Source organism: Ruminococcus sp. (assembly GCF_019423705.1).
In the GTDB taxonomy this organism is placed as follows: Bacteria; Bacillota; Clostridia; order Oscillospirales; family Ruminococcaceae; genus Hominimerdicola.
In genome coordinates, this window is the sequence record NZ_JAHZAX010000008.1 from 38,035 (window position 1) to 56,852 (window position 18,818).

Sequence of the window (18,818 nt, forward strand, 5' to 3'; positions counted from 1 at the left end):
AACGTGATTTGTAGGGAACGGCGTACTCGACGTCCTACTTGTTTGGGGCTTTTTCAACAAACTTAAACAGGCAGCACCGATATTCTCGGTACTGCCTGTTTTTATGCTATATTTTGATGATAAGCGATCAATCCTTGATGATAGACTTGCCTGTCATTTCCTTTGGCTGCTCCAGACCCATAAGCTTGAGCATTGTTGGTGAAAGGTCAGCAAGAACGCCGCCCTCTCTGATCTTTACATTGCCTGCGCCTGCGATGATGAGCGGAACAAGATTTGTTGTGTGGGCTGTGAACGGTGAACCGTCGTCCTCCATCATCTTGTCTGCGTTGCCGTGGTCTGCTGTGATAAGCACTACGCCGCCCTTTGCGAGGACTGCGTCAACTGTCTTGCCTACGCACTCGTCAACTGCTTCAACTGCTGCAACTGCTGCCTCGAATACGCCTGTGTGACCTACCATATCGCAGTTTGCATAGTTGAGGATAATTGCGTCATACTTGTCGGACTCGATCCTCTTGAGAACTTCGTCGCAAACGAGATATGCGCTCATTTCAGGCTGAAGGTCATAAGTTGCCACCTTTGGTGAATTGATGAGCGCTCTGTCCTCATTCTCGAATGGAGCTTCAACGCCGCCATTGAAGAAGAATGTAACGTGAGCGTACTTCTCTGTTTCTGCAATTCTAAGCTGTGAGAGACCGTTCTTTGCAATATACTCGCCAAATGTGTTCTCAAGGCTTGTTGGCTTGAATGCAACATCAACATTTGGCATTGTTGCGTCATACTGTGTCATACAAACATAGTAAAGCGGGAATCTGCCGTTTCTTCTCTCAAAGCCTGTGAAGTCGTCGTCAACGAGAGTTCTTGTGATCTCTCTTGCTCTGTCAGGACGGAAGTTGAAGAAGATAACGCTGTCGTTAGCGGATATCTTGCCGTTCTCATCGATAACTGTAGGAACAACGAACTCGTCTGTAACGTCAGCGGCATAGGAAGCCTTGATAGCGTCAACTGCGTTATCAGCCTTATTGCCCTCGCCGTATACCATTGCGTCATAAGCCTTGCCTACACGCTCCCAACGGTTATCTCTGTCCATTGCATAGTAACGTCCCATTACTGTTGCTATCTTGCCGACACCAATTTCCTTGAGCTTTTCTTCAAGCTCAGCTACGAAGTCAACACCGCTTGTAGGAGGAACATCTCTGCCGTCCATAAAGCAATGAACATAAACCTTTGTAAGACCTGCTTTCTTAGCAAGCTCCAAAAGACCATAGAGGTGTGAATTGTGTGAATGAACGCCGCCGTTTGAAAGAAGTCCGAACAGGTGAAGTGCGCTGTCGTTCTTCTTGCAGTTCTCAACGGCTGCTGTGAAAGCTTCGTTTGTGAAGAAATCGCCGTCCTTGATGGACTTTGTGATCCTTGTAAGCTCTTGATAAACTATTCTTCCTGCACCGATATTTGTATGGCCTACCTCTGAGTTACCCATTTGTCCCTCAGGAAGTCCAACGTCCATGCCGCTTGCACCGATAAGAGTGTGCGGATAGTTGGCAAGAAGTCTGTCGATATTAGGTGTTTTGGCAGCTCTGATAGCGTTGCCGTAATCCTTGTGATTATAGCCGAAGCCGTCCATAATAATAAGTGCTATGGGTTTCTTTGACATAATTTTTATTCCTTTCAAAAAAATCGCAGGGGCAGCCGCAGCCGTCCCTGCGGAACGTTTTTAGTTTTGCTGTGTTATATTATTATCCCTCAACAGCAGCCTGTACGATAGTGTTGAAGTCAGCAGCCTTGAGTGAAGCGCCGCCGATAAGTCCGCCGTCTACGTTCTCCTTAGAAAGAAGCTCTGCGCAGTTCTTAGCGTTCATTGATCCGCCGTACTGAATTGTAACAGCCTCAGCAGTTGCCTCGTCATAGATCTTAGCAAGTGTTGCTCTGATGAAAGCGCAAACTTCCTCAGCCTGGTCAGCAGTAGCAGTCTTGCCTGTGCCGATAGCCCAAACTGGCTCGTAAGCGATAACGGACTTCTTAACGTCCTCAGCAGATACGCCGAAGAAATCAAGCTTTACCTGTCTTGCGATAACTTCCTCTGTGATGTTGCACTCACGCTCCCAAAGAAGTTCGCCAACGCAAACGATAGGCTTCAGACCAGCAGCAAGAGCAGCCTTTGTTCTCTTGTTTACAGTCTCGTCTGTCTCGCCGAAATACTGTCTTCTCTCAGAGTGACCGATAACAACGTACTCAACGCCAAGCTCAACGAGCATATCAGCGGAGATCTCGCCTGTGAAAGCGCCGCTCTTCTCAAAGTGAACGTTCTCAGCACCGATCTTTACGTTTGAACCTGCTGTTGCGTTGATAGCAGTTTCAAGGTTTGTGAAAGGAACGCAAGCGATAACTTCTACCTTGCCCTCAGCGTTTGCAACAAGTGGCTTGATAGCCTCGAGAAGTTCCTTAGCCTCAGGTCTTGTCTTGTTCATCTTCCAGTTTCCTGCAATAATTGCTTTTCTTACAGCTTTTTTCATAATAAAAAACTCCTTTATTTTTTATAGGGAACAGAAAAACTGTTCCTGCTAGTTTTCCAAGTCTATTATACAACATTCCCTCGTATTTGTCAACTAATTAACAAAGAACCTCCGCTGTTTTTTACCTTATTTTTTCTTTGATCTTGGCGGTGGAAGCTGTTCATACATCGCTTCCACAAGTCCTTTGAGATGATCCTTATCATCGGTATTATCCACAAGGTACATTGGCTTTGCACCTTCATAGGGCATCTCTAACGTTATGTCTTTAAGATGATCTTCTGCAGCTTTCACGGACTTCACAAGAAGTCTGTTATCATAAATGCCACCGAATATTCTGTCCTTATAATATAATATATACTCACCAAACATTTTTCTTGCTCGGATATCTTCAAGCTCGCTGAGCTGTTCGAGTATGTATTCAAAATAACTCTCATCAGTTGGCATATTTTCTCCTTACAGCTTGTCGATAAGCATAACAGCGCCGAAAATCCCCAGCAGCACGCCGATAGCTATCGCCGCATAGCCGAACGGTGTCTTTTCCTCTTTCTGCTCTGCTTCCTTTTCTTCCTCGGTGACTTCCACCTTTGATTTTTCGTCGTCAAGATAAAACTCCTGCGGATTCTCAGGATTATACTTTATATCGATCATATCCCCTTTATTATAACCGTTGTCTGTAACTATCTGGGTATACTTTTCTCCGTTCACAGTATAACCTATTTTCCATTCAACAAAGACCTGATCTTCACCGCCGCTAAAAGACGGCATTGTTGTTTTTACCTTCTGCAAAGCCTTTGCCTGCATTGGCTCATAATGGTCTTCTTCGGGAATATTCTGTTCTTGATCCGGGAAAAACCGATAGCCTTTAAGCGCCTTGATACCGAAATATATCAGCCCTATTCCTGTAAGGAACAGAATTATCCCTCCGATTCCCTGCCAGCCAAGGTTAACGCCTGCCAAAACACTGACCTTGAAATTTTCAGCTAAAAGCATTAATTCGTTCATTCCGTCACCTCGTTTCTTTCAGAGGAATCGGGCGAGATAATGACAATATGTCCGCTTTCCGACCCGCTGTCCTCGAAGGTTTTCATATTAAAAGTATGTATGAAAGTCATTATAGAGATTACAGCAAACACCGCTGCAAAAGCTCCGAAAAAAATTCTCATGCTTATCCCGTAAACAAATTCGCCGCGGCATTCATTTTCAATTTCGGCGATACCGTCTGCATAATCCGAAAGGTAAAAATCGTCGGGATCATTCTCACCATAACATATATTTACATAGCCGTCGTTAAGAATGTTTTCGATAAATTTGCGGTAAACTATGCCGCTTTGATCTGTATATTCGATTTCAAGCTGGTTTACATAGGAAGTATACGCTCCCCTGCTTTCGGAAAAATCCTCATATTCGGATCTGCTTTCCCCTACTACCTTAGCAAACGTTTTAACATATTTACTGCAATCATCGGAACTTTCTGAATTTCCGTAACGCTTACAGCCGATCTTTACAAATCCAACTGCCGCCAGTGCCGACGCAACAGCCAATATACAGGCAAAAACAAATGCCGCAGTAATACTGCTTTGTGAATAGTATACTGTCAAAACCAAAGGTTCACGGTAAATCATTGATACCCCCATAATTAAAAAGGGGCAGGCAAATGACTGCCTGCCCCAGCTTTTAAGTCGAGCAAATATATAAATTACTTGTCGGCAATAACGTCGATACCCGGAAGAACCTTGCCCTCGAGATATTCAAGAGAAGCTCCGCCGCCTGTTGAGATGTGTGACATCTTATCAGCAAAACCAAGCTGGATAACTGCTGCTGCTGAGTCGCCGCCGCCGATGATAGTTGTAGCGTCTGTTTCAGCAAGTGCCTTTGCAACTGCGATAGTACCCTTTGCAAGTGTTGGGTTCTCGAATACGCCCATAGGTCCGTTCCAAACAACTGTCTTTGCAGACTTAACAGCCTCGCCGAAGAGTTCCTGTGTCTTTGTGCCGATATCAAGGCCTTCCTTGTCAGCAGGGATCTTATCGGAGTCAACAACTTCAACGTCGATAGGAGCGTCGATTGGATCAGGGAAACCTGCTGCAACTGTTGTGTCGATAGGGAGAAGAAGCTTCTTGCCGAGCTTCTCAGCCTTTTCCATCATTTCCTTGCAGTAGTCGATCTTTGTATCGTCAACGAGGGAAAGACCAACTTCCTTGCCCTGTGCCTTGAGGAATGTGTATGCCATACCGCCGCCGATGATAAGTGTATCGCACTTCTCGAGGAGGTTTGAGATAACGTTGAGCTTATCTGCGACCTTTGCGCCGCCGAGGATAGCAACGAATGGTCTAACAGGAGTTTCAACTGCATTACCGAGGTAGTTGATCTCCTTCTGCATAAGATAGCCAACTGCTGTTTCCTTAACGAACTTTGTAACGCCTGCTGTTGAAGCGTGAGCTCTGTGAGCAGAACCGAAAGCGTCCATTACGAATACTTCGCCGTCAACGAGATCAGCAAGCTCCTTAGCAAAGCCTTCGCCGTTCTTTGTTTCTTCTGCGCCTCTGAATCTTGTGTTCTCGAGAACAACGATATCGCCGTCAGCCATTTCAGCAACAGCCTTCTTAGCATTGTCGCCAACTACTGTATCGTCAGCAGCGAATGTAACCTTTGTCTCAGGAAGAAGCTCTGCAAGTCTTGCAGCAGCCGGAGCAAGTGAGAACTTAGCCTCTGGGCCGTTCTTTGGCTTGCCAAGATGTGAACAGAGAACTACCTTGCCGCCATCAGCAACAAGCTTCTTGATGGTTGGGAGAGCAGCCGTGATCCTGTTATCGTTTGTAATAACGCCGTCCTTCAGAGGAACGTTAAAGTCAACTCTTACGAGTACCTTTTTGCCCTTTACATTAATGTCATCAACAGTAACCTTGTTTAAACCTGCCATTTTAAAGACACCTCTCAATTTAATTTTTTAGTTCACGTTGTTAAAATAATAACAACCTTACCTCTATTATATAACATACCGCCATAAAAATCAAGTATTTTTTAATATTTTTTCACAGTTTTTGCTCTCGTGTTACAGAGCGCTCACCTTTATCTCGCCGTCCTCGGCAGATATTGCAAGAGCGGATACTGCGCCCTCGCCCTTGTCGATAAGCAGTTCAGCCACCTTGTCCTCGACTTCATTGCGGATAACACGGCGGATATCTCTTGCACCAAGCTTCTGATTGAAAGACTTGTGGGCGATGACTTTAAGCGCATCGTCAGTATAGCTGAGGGTGATGTTCTTCTCAGCAAGCGGCGACTTCATCTCGTCCAGCATAAGGCCTGCAATACCTGCGTAATTCTCTTCTGTCAGCGGGTTGAACACAACGATCTCGTCAACTCTGCCAAGGAACTCAGGTCTGAGGAACTCTCTCAGCGCCTTCATAGCCTTGTCCTTTGCGATATCACTGTCGGTCTTGTTGAAGCCCACGCCTGTGTCCTTATCGGTTGAGCCTGCGTTTGAAGTCATAACGATAACTGTGTTCTCGAATGAAACGCTTCTACCCTGAGAATCGTTGATACGTCCCTCGTCAAGTATCTGCAAGAGGATATTCATAACGTCCGGGTGCGCCTTTTCGATCTCGTCAAAGAGCACGACTGAATAAGGTCTGCGGCGGACTTTCTCTGTAAGCTGTCCTGCCTCGTCAAAGCCGACATATCCCGGAGGCGAACCGATGAGTTTTGAAACTGAATGTTTCTCCATATACTCGGTCATATCAACTCTGATGAGCGGCTCAGTTGCGTCAAAAAGCTCCTCGCCCAGCACTTTTACAAGTTCCGTCTTGCCGACGCCTGTTGGGCCGACGAAAATAAATGAAGCCGGTCTGCGGCGCTTTGAAAGCTGAACTCTTGTGCGCTTGATCGCCTTTGCCACCTTGTCAACAGCCTCGTCCTGTCCGATAACACGCTTTGAAAGTGCGGACTGGAGGTTCTTTATCTTGTCATATTCTGTCTGTGCGATCTTGTTTGCAGGAATGCCCGTCCAAAGCTCTATTACCTTTGACAAGTCCTCGTCTGTAACATAAACGTTCTTGAGCTTCTCCTCAACTTCCTTGAGGCGGTTTTGTATCCTCAGTATCTCGCCCTTTTCCGTTGCGATTATCTCATAGTCGGGGTTTTCCTTCTGCTCGTAATCTTCAACAAGCTTTTCGTGGGTCTTGAGGTCTTCATTGAGCTTGTCGAACTCCTCGATCTCTGGCGTTCTTATGCTTGTGCAAGCGCAGGATTCGTCAAGGAGGTCGATAGCCTTATCGGGCAAAAATCTGTCGTTGATGTATCTCTCAGAGAGTACAGCGCACTCTCTCAGCGTTTCGTCTGATATCTTCACTCTGTGATAGTCCTCATAATACTGCTTTATGCCCTTGAGGACTGTGACTGTGTCTTCAACTGTCGGCTCGGAAACTGTAACAGGCTGGAAACGTCTTTCAAGCGCTGAATCCTTTTCGATATACTTTCTGTATTCCTTGAAAGTCGTTGCGCCGATGACCTGTATCTCGCCCCTTGAAAGTGACGGCTTTAGGATATTTGCGGCATTCATCGTGCCCTCGTTATCGCCTGTGCCAACAAGTGTGTGCACCTCGTCGATAAACAGGATAACATTTCCCTGCGCCTTTACCTCTTCAACAAGGCCTTTGCAGCGGCTTTCAAACTGTCCTCTGAACTGTGTGCCAGCAACAAGGGCTGTGAGGTCGAGGAGATAAAGTTCCTTATCCTTTATGTGGAAAGGCACGTCTCCGCCAACGATCTTCTGAGCGATACCCTCGGCGATAGCAGTCTTTCCGACGCCAGGTTCACCGATAAGACAGGGGTTATTTTTCTGACGGCGTGACAGGATATGGATAACTCTCGATATCTCCTTATCTCTGCCCACGATATTGTCAAGCTTGCCCTCTCTCGCTCTTTCTGTGAGATTGGTACAGTAATTGTTTAGATATTTAAGCTTTTTCTTCTTTTCATCTGGCTTTTTATCCGATGAAGCGGCGGACTTGCTGTCGCCATTTGCGCCGCCTGTGAGGTTGCTCAGCACGCTTCCGCCGTTTCCGCCGAAAAGGCTGCTTAGGAAATTCGGCATAGTGCCGCTTCCGCCCGGCTCAAAATCCTCGCCGTCCGCTACCTCCATAAGCTGGTTTGTCATAGCCTCAAGGTCGTCTTCCGAGATACCCATTGACTTCATATAGTCGTCCACCTGTGATATACCAAGTTCCTTGGCGCAGACAAGACAAAGTCCTTCATTGTGCTTATGCTCGGGGTCTTTTGCGTTCATCTGGGAGATAAACACTACCGCAGGACGCTTTTTACATCTTGAACACATTAGCATAATAAACTGCTCCTTCCTTACTTTTTGTTATTTCATTCTATCTTACATTACTTATATTAACTGTTTATAAAGTCGCATATGAAATACATTATTTCCTGCTATTTATACAATATATCAAAGAAATATTTGAAAAGATAAGTCTCTTCAAAGGTATTGCTGTTAAATTCGGGCAGCCTGTTTTCCGTTGTATTTATCACCGTGCAGACCACGAATGCGATAAGCAGCAGATACAAACAGCCCTTTGCAAGCCCCAGCACCATTCCGCCAAAGCGGTTTGCCGCCGACAGCGCAGGCATTCTTGTGAACACCCCCGACACGAAAAGTATCAGCTTTATGACTATATCCACCAGCACAAATGCTGCAATGAACATGCAAAGCTTTATAAAGGTCAGCGCAACGGGTCTGAAAATGTTCTTTTCAAGATATTCAGCGCCCGTTCTTCCGCCCTGCGAAAGGGCTTTCACCGCCTGTTCTATCTGCTCTTCGCCGAACTGGACGGACTTTGAAAGCGCTTCGCCAAGCTTCTCGTTCTCGAACTTTTCGCTTATCTTTGAAGGCATTACGCTGTGGACGTACACAGAAAGCTCTTCGCCCTTTTGCTGAGCCGTTGCGCTGTCTGCGCCCTTTGAGGTCAGAAAGCTGCCGACATTGTCCGCAAGCGTGCCGGCTTTTGAAAGAGTCGCCCTTATCTCCTCGTCGGAGATATCAATGTCAACGCCCTCGTTTTTCAGCTCGTTTTTCACTATCTTCGCAATGTCCGCACCGTCCACCGCCGTTTCAAGGCTTGATATAAGGCGGCCTTTGACGTAATTGTTGTAAACATTATCTGCGGCAAGGTTTGCGATGAAAAACGCTATCACCACCGCTGCGACTGTTCCGAGCATTGTGACGACGTATCGCACAAAGCCCCTGTAATATCCTGTTAGAGCGGTGAGTATCAATATGACTATTACCGCCCCGTCAAATGCTAAATTCATTTATCCCTTTCTTTTGTTTATGTTTCTGTATTTTAGGTATCGAACGCTATCTTATTTATCTCACGCAGACCGAGGAAATAAACGCTGTCGTTAAGATAAGCAAAATCTATATACTCAGAGGACACCGCCGCCGTTGCAAGCAGATTTCCCGAACTGTCATAAGCTTCGATATTGTCCTCGCTGAGAAGTATTATCTTTTTATTGTATGCCGTCATTTTCTTTGGCAGACCGCTTTGAGTATACACAACGTTCGACGGCTTGTCGTCGTCAGAATCCGAGCGGAATATTGCAAGGGTTCCCGTCTTGCGCTGTATTCCCTTGAACACAACGCTCGCCGTCGTGCCGCTGAGAGAATAATCTTTCAGCTCGCCTGGATACTCATATTGTAGCAGAATTTGGCCGCTGCTGTCAAGCTTATAGAAGCAGGTATCTCCTACCACCCAATAATCGCCGTTGTCGTTCTTGCTTACTGCAACTGCCAAAGTCTCAAGGGGCTGGCTCTTCATAAGCTCTTCTGTGCTGTCAAAACTTACATAATGTATCACCGATCTGAGCGTACCGCCCTTGCTGCTGAATGTTGAGATATAGCAGCCGCTTCCGTTTTCTGTAAAGCTTATGCTCAATATTCTTGCGGAGCTGCACCATTGGAATATCTCAGCCCCCGTGGAATCATAAACAGTCATAACCGCTGGATATTTCTCAGTCTGAGTAACAACTGCAACGCTGCTGTCGGGAGATATCTCCGCCAACAGGATAGATTGGTCGATATCCTTTGAAAGCAGCTCGCCCTTTTTATTGAGCACCTCGAAAGACTTTCCGCCGTTGTCATAAACCAGCGCACGCTTGCCCGAGGTCTTTACAACAGGGTTCGCAAAGTTGTGGGAATTATCCGTTATCTCTTCGCCTGCCTCGTCATAGAAAGTGATATGCCTGTCGTCAACTCTGACGATACTGTCAGTCAGCGACTTTATGACATTCACCGAACTTTCGTCAAAGCTTATTGGAAAATTGCCGCTTTCCGTCTTTCCGTCATTGATAATGGTAGCGTGAGGCTTATCCAAAATGCCCTCCAGCTTCGGCACCCAAAGGTCTTTCGTGGCAAAAACGCTTGCACCGAACACCGCAACGATACCCACCGCAACTATCTTCTTTACACGCTTTTTGTTCTTTTCTTTTTTCCTTGCCGCTCTTATATCCGTGACGTTTGAAGCCTCTTCCTCAGCTTCGGTCTCTTCTGTATTATCGGACTTTTCAGTCTTTTCCTTCTTAGCTTTCTTATCTTTTTTCGCCTTTTTAGGCTTCTCAGCCGTCTCAGCTTCAACATTCTCTGCCTGCTCTGCTGAACTTTCAGCCCTGGCGGCGCTATCCTCAGCATTTTCAGCGGCATTATCCTCGCTGCTTGAAAGCGTTATCCTGCTGCGAGATTCCTCCGCCTGCCTTTTAAGCTCTCTTTCCTGCTCCTCACGTTCACGCTCAGCAGCTTTCTGAGCGGCTTTTTGCTTGCGCTTTATCTCTCTGAAAGTCACATTTGGCATAGGCTCTTCCGCCCCGTGGAATTCCTCACGCTGAACAAAATCCGCCTGCTTGGTTATCCTTATAGTCTTTTCTTCTTTTATGGGCTGGTTCTTTCTGCGCTTTCTGCTCTTGTTTCCGCCCTTTGATCTATTGTCATTCATCTTGTTCAGATCCTTTGTCATAGTATACCTTATTAAGATACAATCCCTGCGGCGGAACTGTCTTGCCCGCCTTTGTGCGATCCTTTGAAGCCAAAATGGCCGGTATCGAATCTTCAGCAAGCTTGCCCTCGTTTATGAAGATAAGCGTGCCTACCATTATCCTTACCATATTATACAAAAAGCCGTCCCCTGCGACTGTGAATATCACAAGCTCGCCCTCTCGGCGGACGTTAAAGGAAAATATCGTTCTGACTGTGTTTTCCTTTGTGCAGTCGGTTGAGCACATCGCCTTGAAATCGTGTGTGCCAACAAAGTCCTGCGCCGCCTTATCAAGCTTTTTTTCATCTATGGGATACCAGCTTCGATAAGCTGTATCCTTATAAAACGGGTTCTTTATCTCGCTGTTGTGGACTATATATTCATATTCCTTGCCATTGCACATATACCTTGCGTGGAAATCAAGGGGCGCTTTTTCGCAGCTCAGCACCGATATATCGTCGGGCAGCTTTGAATTCAGCCCGAAAACTATCCCACGGCAGGTGATAGTTGAATCTATCAAACAGCTTGCGCAGAATTCTCTTGCGTGGACGCCTGCGTCAGTCCTCGAGCAGCCGTTTACAGTCACGGTCTGCCCTGTCAGCTCGAGGATAGCTTCCTCCAGCACCTGCTGTATCGCAAGGGCATTGTTCTGTCTTTGCCAGCCGTGATAGGCAGCGCCGTTATATGCAATGGTTATCTTGAAATTAGTCATCAGCGTTTTTCCGTTTCCTAGTCAAGTGTTATGGAATTTATATTGTCAAGTCTTATTATCATTGTGCTGTCGCTTTTCTTTTCGTGGACGATAAGCTTTACCCACTCGTCGTCTGCGTCAAGAATGGTACAGCTATGGCCATAAATTCCGTCGCCGTCAATGGTACATTCTTTGCCGATAAGGTCTTTTATAATGCCTGACATTTTGCCGCCCCCATTTACATTTCTCTCAAGCTTCTTAACTTTTCTTTCCAAAGTGTCGAGTCTGTCGTCTTGATCCATATCTTTAAATACACTGCTCATAGCTATCCTCCTAAAGGACTATATTTATCACGATGACCCCCGCAAGGAACACAACGCAGAACACCGAGCCGTAAAGGTCGATAATGCTTAGATGAAGCTGTTTCATTCTCGTTCTGCCGTCTCCGCCGTGATAGCAGCGGCACTCCATTGCAAGTGCAAGCTCTTCGGCGTGTCTGAATGACGCCACGAAAAGGGGTATCAGCACAGGGATAAGAGCTTTCGCTTTCTGTATCAGCGAACCTGTTTCCATATCAGCGCCTCTTGCTTTCTGCGCCGACATGATCTTGTCCGTCTCCTCGATAAGGGTCGGGATAAATCTCAGCGCAATGGTCATCATCATCGCAAGCTCGTGAACAGGCACTTTTATCTTTTTCAGCGGCGAAAGCAGCCGCTCGATAGCGTCGGTCAAGTCGATCGGCGATGTGGTATAAGTGAGAAGCGATGAGCCCACGATAAGGCAAAGTATCCTTATCACCATAAACACAGCGGTGTCAACGCCGTCGTTTGTTATCTTTATTATCTTCCATTCAAAATAAGCCTTGCCCGTTCTGATAAAAAGCAGATTGAGTATCGCCGTGAAGATTATGATAGGCACGATAGGCTTCAAGCTCTTGCGCATAAGCTTTCCGGGTATCTTTGAGATAAAAAAGGTCAGTATCGTGAAAGCTATCCCCACAAGCAGACCCCATATGCTGTCTGCCACAAAAAGCATTACGATAAAAACGGCTGTAAGTATTATCTTTATTCTTGCGTCCATTCTGTGGATAACTGAATTTCCCGGAAAATACTGTCCGATAGTAATATCCTTTATCAAGGTATATTCCTCCAATTTCTATTTTTATTGTGGTCTATTGTCACGCTGTTCCGCTCTCTGCTCTAAATGCGTTTATTGCATTTGATAGGGTCACAGGCGGAATGCTGTCTAATTCTTGTTTTTGTTTTCGAGCATTTCAAGCAGCAGCTTTTTTGCATACTTGAGGGTGTAAACATCGTCCTTTATGTCGATACCCATAGCTCTGAGCCTGTTGAAAACTCTCGTCACCTGCGGCACGGCAAGCCCCATCGACACAAGCTCCTCCGAGCGGTGGAAAACCTTTACTGTGTCGTCATAACAGAAAAGCTTCGACTCGTTCATCACAAGTATCTTTGACACGTTCTTTGCGATATCTTCCATTGAGTGTGATACCAACAGGACGGTGTTTTTAGTCTCTTGGTGATATTCTCTTATAAGTCCAAGTATCTGCTCTCTGCCCTTCGGGTCGAGTCCGGAAGCAGGCTCGTCAAGGATAAGCACCTTCGGGTTCATTGCCATAACGCCTGCTATGGCAACACGCCTTTTCTGTCCGCCCGAAAGCTCAAAAGGCGATTTATCCAGCACTTCCAGCGGCAGACCCACCATTCGTGCCGACTCTTTTACATACTTGTCGATAAGCTCGTCCTTCACGCCCATATTCTTCGGGCCGAAAGCGATATCCTTATAACAAGTCTCCTCAAAAAGCTGATACTCAGGGTACTGGAAAACCAGTCCCACCTTAAATCTGATAGGGCGCAGCCTTGCCTTGTCGTCCCAAAGCCTTTCCCCGTCAACGTAAACGCTGCCGCTTGTGGGCTTCAAAAGTCCGTTGAAATGCTGGATAAGGGTGGATTTTCCCGAACCTGTGTGGCCGATTATTCCCACCATTTCGCCCTCTTCTATCTCTATATTAACATGGTCTACGGCTGTTTTCTGAAAGGGCGTGCCCTCGCCGTAAACATAAATAAGATCTTCCGTCCTGATAACTGCCATTTTTACTCCTCACTATTTCAGCATATCGTAAAGCTTCTCAACACATTCGTCCTCATCGATTATCTCTGTGGATATATCATAGCCTGCCTTTTTAAGCTCCCAGCAAAGCTCCGTCACCTGCGGCACGTCAAGCCCCAGATTTTTCATCGTCTCCACATTTGAGAATATCTTCTTCGGCACATTATCCATTACGACCTCGCCGCCGTCGATGACAACAACACGCTGCGCTTGTGCGGCTTCTTCCATATAATGTGTGATAAGCACGATGGTCACACCCTGCTCGTTGAGCATTTTTATGGTGCGCATAACCTCTTCTCTTCCGTGTGGGTCGAGCATTGCGGTAGGCTCGTCAAGAAGTATACAGTCGGGGCGCATTGCGATTATTCCCGCAATAGCCACACGCTGCTTCTGTCCGCCCGAAAGCTTGTGGGGTGCGTGAAGTCTGTATTCATACATTCCCACGGTCTTGAGGGCTTCGTCAACACGCCTGCGTATCTCATTAGGCTCAACGCCCATATTTTCAAGAGCGAAAGCCACGTCCTCCTCAACGATAGTCGCAACGATCTGATTATCAGGGTTTTGGAAAACCATTCCCACCTTTTCTCTGATTGGCAGAAGATTTTCCTCATTGATGGTGTCCATTCCATTTACATACACCGCACCCGATTCGGGGAGATTTATGGCGTTTATGCACTTTGCAAGTGTAGATTTGCCCGAACCATTGTGACCCAGCACCGCCACGAACTCGCCTTTTTCGATATTAAGGTCAATCCCCTTGAGGACTTCCGTTTTAACAGGCGGCTCTTCCATTTCATTGATATACGAAAAGTGAAGATCCTTTATCTCAATAAAACTGCTCATTTTACTATCCTTACTAATTTTCTAATATCTGACTATTACTTGTCTTCTGTATCGTCCTGCTCTTTTTCAGCAGCTTTTCTTTCCTTATGCTTTTCAAACACGTCCTCGGCCTTGTCAAGTCCCTTATCAAGGAGCCTTTCAGCCTTGTGCTTTACCTTTTTGCCCGTTTCGCTCTCTGCCAGCTCGTGGGCTTTTTCCTTGCCTTTTTCAAAAAGGTCGCCTGCCTTGCCTTTTATCTTCTGACCTGCTTCGCTTTCAGCGGCTTCGTGAGCCTTTTCCTTGCCCTTTTCAAACAAGTCCTCTGCCTTGCTCTTTATTTTCTGCCCCTTTTCGCTTTCAACAGCTTCGTGAGCTTTCTCCTTGCCCTTTTCAAACATATTTCCTGCTTTGTGTTTAAGTTCATTAAGATCAAAAGACATAACATTTCCTCCTGTCTGAAATTTTCGGTTTGATTTGTCTATACCTCCATCATAATATATGATCTGTGGGTTTCACAGGCGAACAACATTTATCACCACTACATATCACCCATAAGTTTTTCAACTGCATCGACTGTCGGCGGATAAAGTGCAATAGGAAATTTTTCCACCGCTGCACCTGCCACAGCACAAGCCGTTTTCACCAACGTATCGTCGTCAAAGCCTTTATAAAGCCCATATACAGCACCTGCCTTAAAGCTATCCCCTGCGCCAAGAGTTGACACTACGTCAACGTCAAATGCAGGACACTTTCTAGGCTCAGCATCCTTTCTGCCATACATCGCACCCTTTTCACCAAGGGTGAATATCACAAGTCCGTCTGTATTATCTGTATAAAGCCTGAAAAGCTCATCATAGCTTTTATCTGGATAATATTCATCAAGGTGCTGATGAGATATGCAATTTACTGCACAATGCTCATGTATATAGCTGTCATAGGCACAATCTATGGTGACGTATTTCTTGTTATGCTTAACGCAAAGCTTCGCTATACCATCGCCAAAATAAGGGTCAGCCGCAACGCAAGCTGCGTTTTTCACCGACTTCTCTGAAGGCTGTTCATAAAAAGGCTTCGGACGTGAATAAAGCTTATCCCACTCGCCAAAACAGGTGCGTGTATTTTTATCTATGATAACATAGTCGGTCACGCCCTCGAAACCCTCTGTTACAAGCTCCGAAAGGTCAGCAGTCTTGTTTGCAAAATAATCCTTTATAAGCTTTTCATTGCCGCTTCCAAGGTGAGTACCGCCAAGCTTTACAGGCACGTTCAGACCACAAAGCACGACCGCCGCAGTTCCCGTTTCACCGCCAACAAGATGATATTTCTCCTTGATCTCAGCTGTGCCGTCAGCCTTTGGAAAATCGCCGTCAAGCAGAAATGAACAGGTTGAAATTATCTGACCATACATATAAACATAATTTTCCGCATATTTCATACCAACACCATACCTTATTATAATATAAAGTTATTATTTCTGCCAAATAGCCGTCGAACCGCAAGGCAGCACGCCGCCTGTTGCTTCCACCGGCAGACCTATCTCGTCCGCAGTTACATTTCCGCCGAACTTCGTTCCCAGCACGTCTCTGAGGATATACGCCATTACCGACGGCGAAAGTCCCGTTGTGTAACTGTTGAGCAGGAAAAACAGCGGTTCATCGCTGAGCACACCTGCGCAGGTCTTGACAAGATCGTATATGCAGTCCTCAAGCTTCCATATCTCGCCCCCTGGGCCTCTGCCATAGGACGGCGGATCCATTACAACTGCGTCATAGCTTTTCCCACGGCGTATCTCACGCTGAACGAACTTTTCGCAGTCGTCCACCAGCCAGCGGATAGGCCTATCGGAAAGTCCCGAAGCTGCAGCGTTTTCTCTCGCCCATTGAACCATTCCCTTTGAAGCGTCAACGTGTGAAACGCTTGCTCCTGCCTCTGCGCAGGCAAGTGTGGCACCGCCTGTATATGCAAAGAGATTGAGCACCTTTATCTCTCTGCCGGCGTTTCTGATCTTATCCGCCATAAAGTCCCAGTTAACAGCCTGTTCAGGGAAAAGTCCCGTGTGCTTGAAGCCTGTTGGCCTTATGATGAATTTCAAATTCTTGTAGCTGATGTTCCAGCTTTCGGGCAGGCGCTTTTTATACTCCCACTCTCCGCCGCCCTTTGATGAGCGGTGATAAACGCCGTCCGCCTTTTCCCAAAGGTCTGAACGCTTTGGCGATCTCCATATTATCTGCGGGTCGGGGCGCACAAGCACCTTTCCGCCCCAGCTTTCCAGCTTGTCGCCGCTTGAGGTGTCTATTATCTTATAGTCTTTCCAGTTTTCTGCAATTCTCATACCTATTATCCTTATATTTTATAGATCAATGCTTTTTCAAAGAACTCTAACTTTGTCTGCCAATACATAAAACACGTCGTTTATTGTAGGAGCGAACAGCGTTCGCCCGACTGCCCCCAGCTTATTGACAGCCTATACCTTCCAAGGTCTCTTGCTCTCTGTCCAGCCCTTGTCACGCCAATATTCGCTGTCCGCAGGGTTCCAGCCTTTCTTGTTCGCAAAATGGAATATGGTGAAATAAAGCCGACCTTTAAGGCTTGCCTTTGGCTTGAAGCTGTCCGCTTTGAGCTTTGCGGCAATGCTGTCGGTCTTTTTTTCTATCTTTTGGCGCATTTTGTCTGAAACTCTGTTCCAGCTGGTTGCGTGTACGCCGAAACCTATCTTGTATATCTTCGGCACGCCCCAAAATGACAAGCTGTCCGCCATATCCTTGTTTGTGGAACTCATTCCTGCGCCTGCCGCCGTGGATATCACCACCGCACGCTTTGAGAACATTTTCTCCTCAGGTCGGTGAACTATCCAGCGCCAGCCGTAATGATCGAGCCAAGCTTTCATCGAACCTGTGGCGTGGTAAACATACACCGGCGAAGTCAATATCAGCACGTCGGCGTCGTCAACAGCTTCCGTTATGGGACGAAGCTTTTCATAGTGCGGGCACTTATCCTCGCCCTTCATAAAACAGTTTGTGCAGCCGCAGCAGAACTCGCCGAAATCTCTCGGCAGGAAAAATTCCTTTACCTCGCCGCCCAGCTTATCCGCAAGCTGTCTGCCTATATGATAGGTAGAACCCTTGTGGTTCTGCCCGTTTATTACTGTAATTTTCAAATTACCCAAGCTCCACCAACATTACATTTTCTCGATAAGCTCAGCTATCTTGTAAGCATATTCTGTGATAATGCCCGTTCTCTTGCCCTCGATCATAACACGAACAAGGGGCTCTGTGCCCGATTCACGAACAAGAATCCTGCCCTCGTCACCAAGCTTTTCGGAATACATCTTGATAGCGTCGGTGATCTCCGGAACTTTATCCCACATACCCTTCTTGTCGGCTGTGATCTTGACATTTACGAGCACCTGTGGATAACATTCCATACAAGCCGCAAGTTCGCTTGCCTTTTCGCCTGTGCATTTTAGGATAGTCAAAAGCTTCGTACCTGTGAGCTCGCCGTCGCCTGTGTTGGCATAATCGAGAAGAATGATATGACCCGACTGCTCGCCGCCGACATTATATCCGCCCTTGAGCATTTCCTCGAGAACATATCTGTCGCCCACCTTTGTCGTTGCGGCAACGATTCCGTTTGCTTTTGCGAACTTGAAGAAGCCAAGGTTCGTCATAACAGTTACAACGCAGGCATTGTTTTTGAGTATACCCATATTTTTCATATATTTCGAGAAGATAGCAAGTATCTTGTCGCCGTCGATAAGCTCGCCTTTTTCGTCAACTGCGAGACATCTGTCAGCGTCGCCGTCAAAGGCAAGACCCATATCGCAATGATTGTCAACAACAGCCTTCTGCAAGCCCTCGATATGAGTTGAGCCGCAGTCCTTGTTGATGTTCGTACCGTCAGGCTTGTCGTTGAGCATTACGCACTTTGCGCCGAGGCCTTCAAAAATCCTCTGGGCACAAACGGAAGCCGAACCGTTTGCGCAGTCAAGAGCCACCTTAATGCCGTTGAAATCAGTCTGAACAGTTTTCATCACATAGCGGATATAGTCCCAAACAGCTTCTTTTTCGTAATAAATGTGACCAAGCTCGCAGCCGTCCTTGAGGTCGATCTGCTCAGGATCGTCAAGGATAAGCGCTTCGATCTCGTTTTCGATCTCGTCAGAAAGCTTGAAGCCGCTGCCCGAGAAAAGCTTTATTCCGTTGAACTCAACAGAATTGTGCGAAGCGGATATCATAACGCCTGCGTCAGCGTTGTATTTCTTTACCAGCATTGCAACGGCAGGCGTCGGCACAACGCCAAGGATATGAGCGTCAGCGCCCACAGAGCAGATACCTGCAACGAGAGCGGCCTCAAGCACGTCCCCCGAGATACGGGTGTCCTTGCCGATGATGATCTTCGCCTTGTGATTAGCTTCTTTTGTTAGCACCATAGCGGCAGCTCTGCCTATCAGCATTGCAAGCTCGCAAGTGAGCTCAGTTATTGCGACGCCTCTTGCGCCGTCAGTTCCAAACAATCTTCCCATAAAAAATAACTCCTTTTAGGTCTTATAGACCACCATATTTCAAATTTGCAAAATTAATATCAATAACAACAAGTGAGAAAGCAGTCACCGACAAGCGACCGAAGGTCGCAACAAAG

19 protein-coding genes are annotated in these 18,818 nt (G+C 46.6%); all 19 read right to left on the reverse strand.

Translation table 11 applies throughout. The annotated features are described in order from the left end of the window. Nucleotides 1-127: 127 nt before the first annotated feature. The 19 genes from gpmI to glmM all read right to left on the reverse strand — a co-directional run bounded on the left by gpmI (nucleotide 128) and on the right by glmM (nucleotide 18,702). Entirely contained in the window at nucleotides 128-1,651 is a 1,524-nt protein-coding gene (gene gpmI / locus QZ371_RS07750; protein ID WP_295211373.1) for a 2,3-bisphosphoglycerate-independent phosphoglycerate mutase, read from the reverse strand. 82 nt (nucleotides 1,652-1,733) lie between these two features. Then, a complete protein-coding gene (gene tpiA, locus QZ371_RS07755; protein ID WP_022287442.1) occupies nucleotides 1,734-2,510 on the reverse strand; it encodes a triose-phosphate isomerase in 777 nt (258 codons plus the stop codon). A gap of 126 nt (nucleotides 2,511-2,636) precedes the next feature. Then, the gene (locus QZ371_RS07760; RefSeq protein ID WP_118125041.1) at nucleotides 2,637-2,954 is read right to left on the reverse strand and encodes a TfoX/Sxy family protein; all 318 of its coding nucleotides are present in this window, start codon (nucleotides 2,952-2,954) and stop codon (nucleotides 2,637-2,639) included. 9 nt (nucleotides 2,955-2,963) lie between these two features. Further along, nucleotides 2,964-3,512, reverse strand: coding sequence for a hypothetical protein (locus tag QZ371_RS07765; protein ID WP_117903783.1), 549 nt, complete (start codon nucleotides 3,510-3,512; stop codon nucleotides 2,964-2,966). Further along, a complete protein-coding gene (locus tag QZ371_RS07770) occupies nucleotides 3,509-4,132 on the reverse strand; it encodes a hypothetical protein (protein WP_117878208.1) in 624 nt (207 codons plus the stop codon). Before QZ371_RS07770 ends, QZ371_RS07765 begins: the two co-directional genes overlap by 4 nt. A gap of 74 nt (nucleotides 4,133-4,206) precedes the next feature. After that, nucleotides 4,207-5,430, reverse strand: coding sequence for a phosphoglycerate kinase (locus QZ371_RS07775; protein ID WP_295211397.1), 1,224 nt, complete (start codon nucleotides 5,428-5,430; stop codon nucleotides 4,207-4,209). Between the two features lie 132 nt (nucleotides 5,431-5,562). Beyond that, nucleotides 5,563-7,848, reverse strand: coding sequence for an ATP-dependent Clp protease ATP-binding subunit (locus tag QZ371_RS07780; protein ID WP_295211400.1), 2,286 nt, complete (start codon nucleotides 7,846-7,848; stop codon nucleotides 5,563-5,565). A 98-nt stretch (nucleotides 7,849-7,946) separates the two neighbouring features. Further along, the gene (locus QZ371_RS07785; RefSeq protein WP_295211402.1) at nucleotides 7,947-8,825 is read right to left on the reverse strand and encodes a CvpA family protein; all 879 of its coding nucleotides are present in this window, start codon (nucleotides 8,823-8,825) and stop codon (nucleotides 7,947-7,949) included. A 32-nt stretch (nucleotides 8,826-8,857) separates the two neighbouring features. Beyond that, nucleotides 8,858-10,522, reverse strand: coding sequence for a DUF5711 family protein (locus tag QZ371_RS07790; RefSeq protein ID WP_295211405.1), 1,665 nt, complete (start codon nucleotides 10,520-10,522; stop codon nucleotides 8,858-8,860). Further along, nucleotides 10,494-11,252: a tRNA pseudouridine(38-40) synthase TruA gene (truA, locus tag QZ371_RS07795; RefSeq protein ID WP_295211419.1), complete on the reverse strand. Its 759-nt coding sequence runs from the start codon at nucleotides 11,250-11,252 to the stop codon at nucleotides 10,494-10,496. Before truA ends, QZ371_RS07790 begins: the two co-directional genes overlap by 29 nt. Nucleotides 11,253-11,269: 17 nt before the next feature. Further along, nucleotides 11,270-11,554, reverse strand: coding sequence for a hypothetical protein (locus tag QZ371_RS07800; protein ID WP_295211426.1), 285 nt, complete (start codon nucleotides 11,552-11,554; stop codon nucleotides 11,270-11,272). A 10-nt stretch (nucleotides 11,555-11,564) separates the two neighbouring features. After that, nucleotides 11,565-12,368, reverse strand: a complete 804-nt coding sequence (locus QZ371_RS07805; RefSeq protein ID WP_295211429.1) for an energy-coupling factor transporter transmembrane protein EcfT — start codon at nucleotides 12,366-12,368, stop codon at nucleotides 11,565-11,567. 108 nt (nucleotides 12,369-12,476) lie between these two features. After that, a complete protein-coding gene (locus tag QZ371_RS07810; protein ID WP_295211432.1) occupies nucleotides 12,477-13,340 on the reverse strand; it encodes an energy-coupling factor transporter ATPase in 864 nt (287 codons plus the stop codon). Nucleotides 13,341-13,352: 12 nt separating this feature from the next. Then, nucleotides 13,353-14,201, reverse strand: a complete 849-nt coding sequence (locus QZ371_RS07815) for an energy-coupling factor transporter ATPase (protein ID WP_295211455.1) — start codon at nucleotides 14,199-14,201, stop codon at nucleotides 13,353-13,355. Between the two features lie 35 nt (nucleotides 14,202-14,236). After that, complete coding sequence (locus tag QZ371_RS07820; protein WP_295211457.1) at nucleotides 14,237-14,620, reverse strand: hypothetical protein; 384 nt, start codon at nucleotides 14,618-14,620, stop codon at nucleotides 14,237-14,239. A 98-nt stretch (nucleotides 14,621-14,718) separates the two neighbouring features. After that, entirely contained in the window at nucleotides 14,719-15,615 is an 897-nt protein-coding gene (locus tag QZ371_RS07825) for a PfkB family carbohydrate kinase (protein WP_295211459.1), read from the reverse strand. A gap of 33 nt (nucleotides 15,616-15,648) precedes the next feature. Next, a complete protein-coding gene (locus QZ371_RS07830) occupies nucleotides 15,649-16,512 on the reverse strand; it encodes a class I SAM-dependent methyltransferase (protein WP_295211462.1) in 864 nt (287 codons plus the stop codon). 132 nt (nucleotides 16,513-16,644) lie between these two features. Next, the gene (locus QZ371_RS07835; RefSeq protein WP_295211464.1) at nucleotides 16,645-17,337 is read right to left on the reverse strand and encodes an NAD(P)H-dependent oxidoreductase; all 693 of its coding nucleotides are present in this window, start codon (nucleotides 17,335-17,337) and stop codon (nucleotides 16,645-16,647) included. 21 nt (nucleotides 17,338-17,358) lie between these two features. Beyond that, complete coding sequence (gene glmM / locus QZ371_RS07840; protein ID WP_295211467.1) at nucleotides 17,359-18,702, reverse strand: phosphoglucosamine mutase; 1,344 nt, start codon at nucleotides 18,700-18,702, stop codon at nucleotides 17,359-17,361. Nucleotides 18,703-18,818 lie beyond the last annotated feature (116 nt).

Excerpts from the sequence above, each read along its gene's own strand:
- QZ371_RS07765 (WP_117903783.1), bottom strand. The coding sequence starts at position 3,512 with ATGAACGAATTAATGCTTTTAGCTGAAAATTTCAAGGTCAGTGTTTTG.
- tpiA (WP_022287442.1), bottom strand. The coding sequence starts at position 2,510 with ATGAAAAAAGCTGTAAGAAAAGCAATTATTGCAGGAAACTGGAAGATG.
- QZ371_RS07760 (WP_118125041.1), bottom strand. The coding sequence starts at position 2,954 with ATGCCAACTGATGAGAGTTATTTTGAATACATACTCGAACAGCTCAGC.
- truA (WP_295211419.1), bottom strand. The coding sequence starts at position 11,252 with ATGACTAATTTCAAGATAACCATTGCATATAACGGCGCTGCCTATCAC.
- QZ371_RS07810 (WP_295211432.1), bottom strand. The coding sequence starts at position 13,340 with ATGGCAGTTATCAGGACGGAAGATCTTATTTATGTTTACGGCGAGGGC.
- QZ371_RS07790 (WP_295211405.1), bottom strand. The coding sequence starts at position 10,522 with ATGACAAAGGATCTGAACAAGATGAATGACAATAGATCAAAGGGCGGA.
- QZ371_RS07780 (WP_295211400.1), bottom strand. The coding sequence starts at position 7,848 with ATGCTAATGTGTTCAAGATGTAAAAAGCGTCCTGCGGTAGTGTTTATC.
- QZ371_RS07800 (WP_295211426.1), bottom strand. The coding sequence starts at position 11,554 with ATGAGCAGTGTATTTAAAGATATGGATCAAGACGACAGACTCGACACT.
- QZ371_RS07775 (WP_295211397.1), bottom strand. The coding sequence starts at position 5,430 with ATGGCAGGTTTAAACAAGGTTACTGTTGATGACATTAATGTAAAGGGC.
- QZ371_RS07825 (WP_295211459.1), bottom strand. The coding sequence starts at position 15,615 with ATGAAATATGCGGAAAATTATGTTTATATGTATGGTCAGATAATTTCA.
- QZ371_RS07830 (WP_295211462.1), bottom strand. The coding sequence starts at position 16,512 with ATGAGAATTGCAGAAAACTGGAAAGACTATAAGATAATAGACACCTCA.
- glmM (WP_295211467.1), bottom strand. The coding sequence starts at position 18,702 with ATGGGAAGATTGTTTGGAACTGACGGCGCAAGAGGCGTCGCAATAACT.
- gpmI (WP_295211373.1), bottom strand. The coding sequence starts at position 1,651 with ATGTCAAAGAAACCCATAGCACTTATTATTATGGACGGCTTCGGCTAT.
- QZ371_RS07785 (WP_295211402.1), bottom strand. The coding sequence starts at position 8,825 with ATGAATTTAGCATTTGACGGGGCGGTAATAGTCATATTGATACTCACC.
- QZ371_RS07820 (WP_295211457.1), bottom strand. The coding sequence starts at position 14,620 with ATGTCTTTTGATCTTAATGAACTTAAACACAAAGCAGGAAATATGTTT.
- QZ371_RS07815 (WP_295211455.1), bottom strand. The coding sequence starts at position 14,201 with ATGAGCAGTTTTATTGAGATAAAGGATCTTCACTTTTCGTATATCAAT.
- QZ371_RS07770 (WP_117878208.1), bottom strand. The coding sequence starts at position 4,132 with ATGATTTACCGTGAACCTTTGGTTTTGACAGTATACTATTCACAAAGC.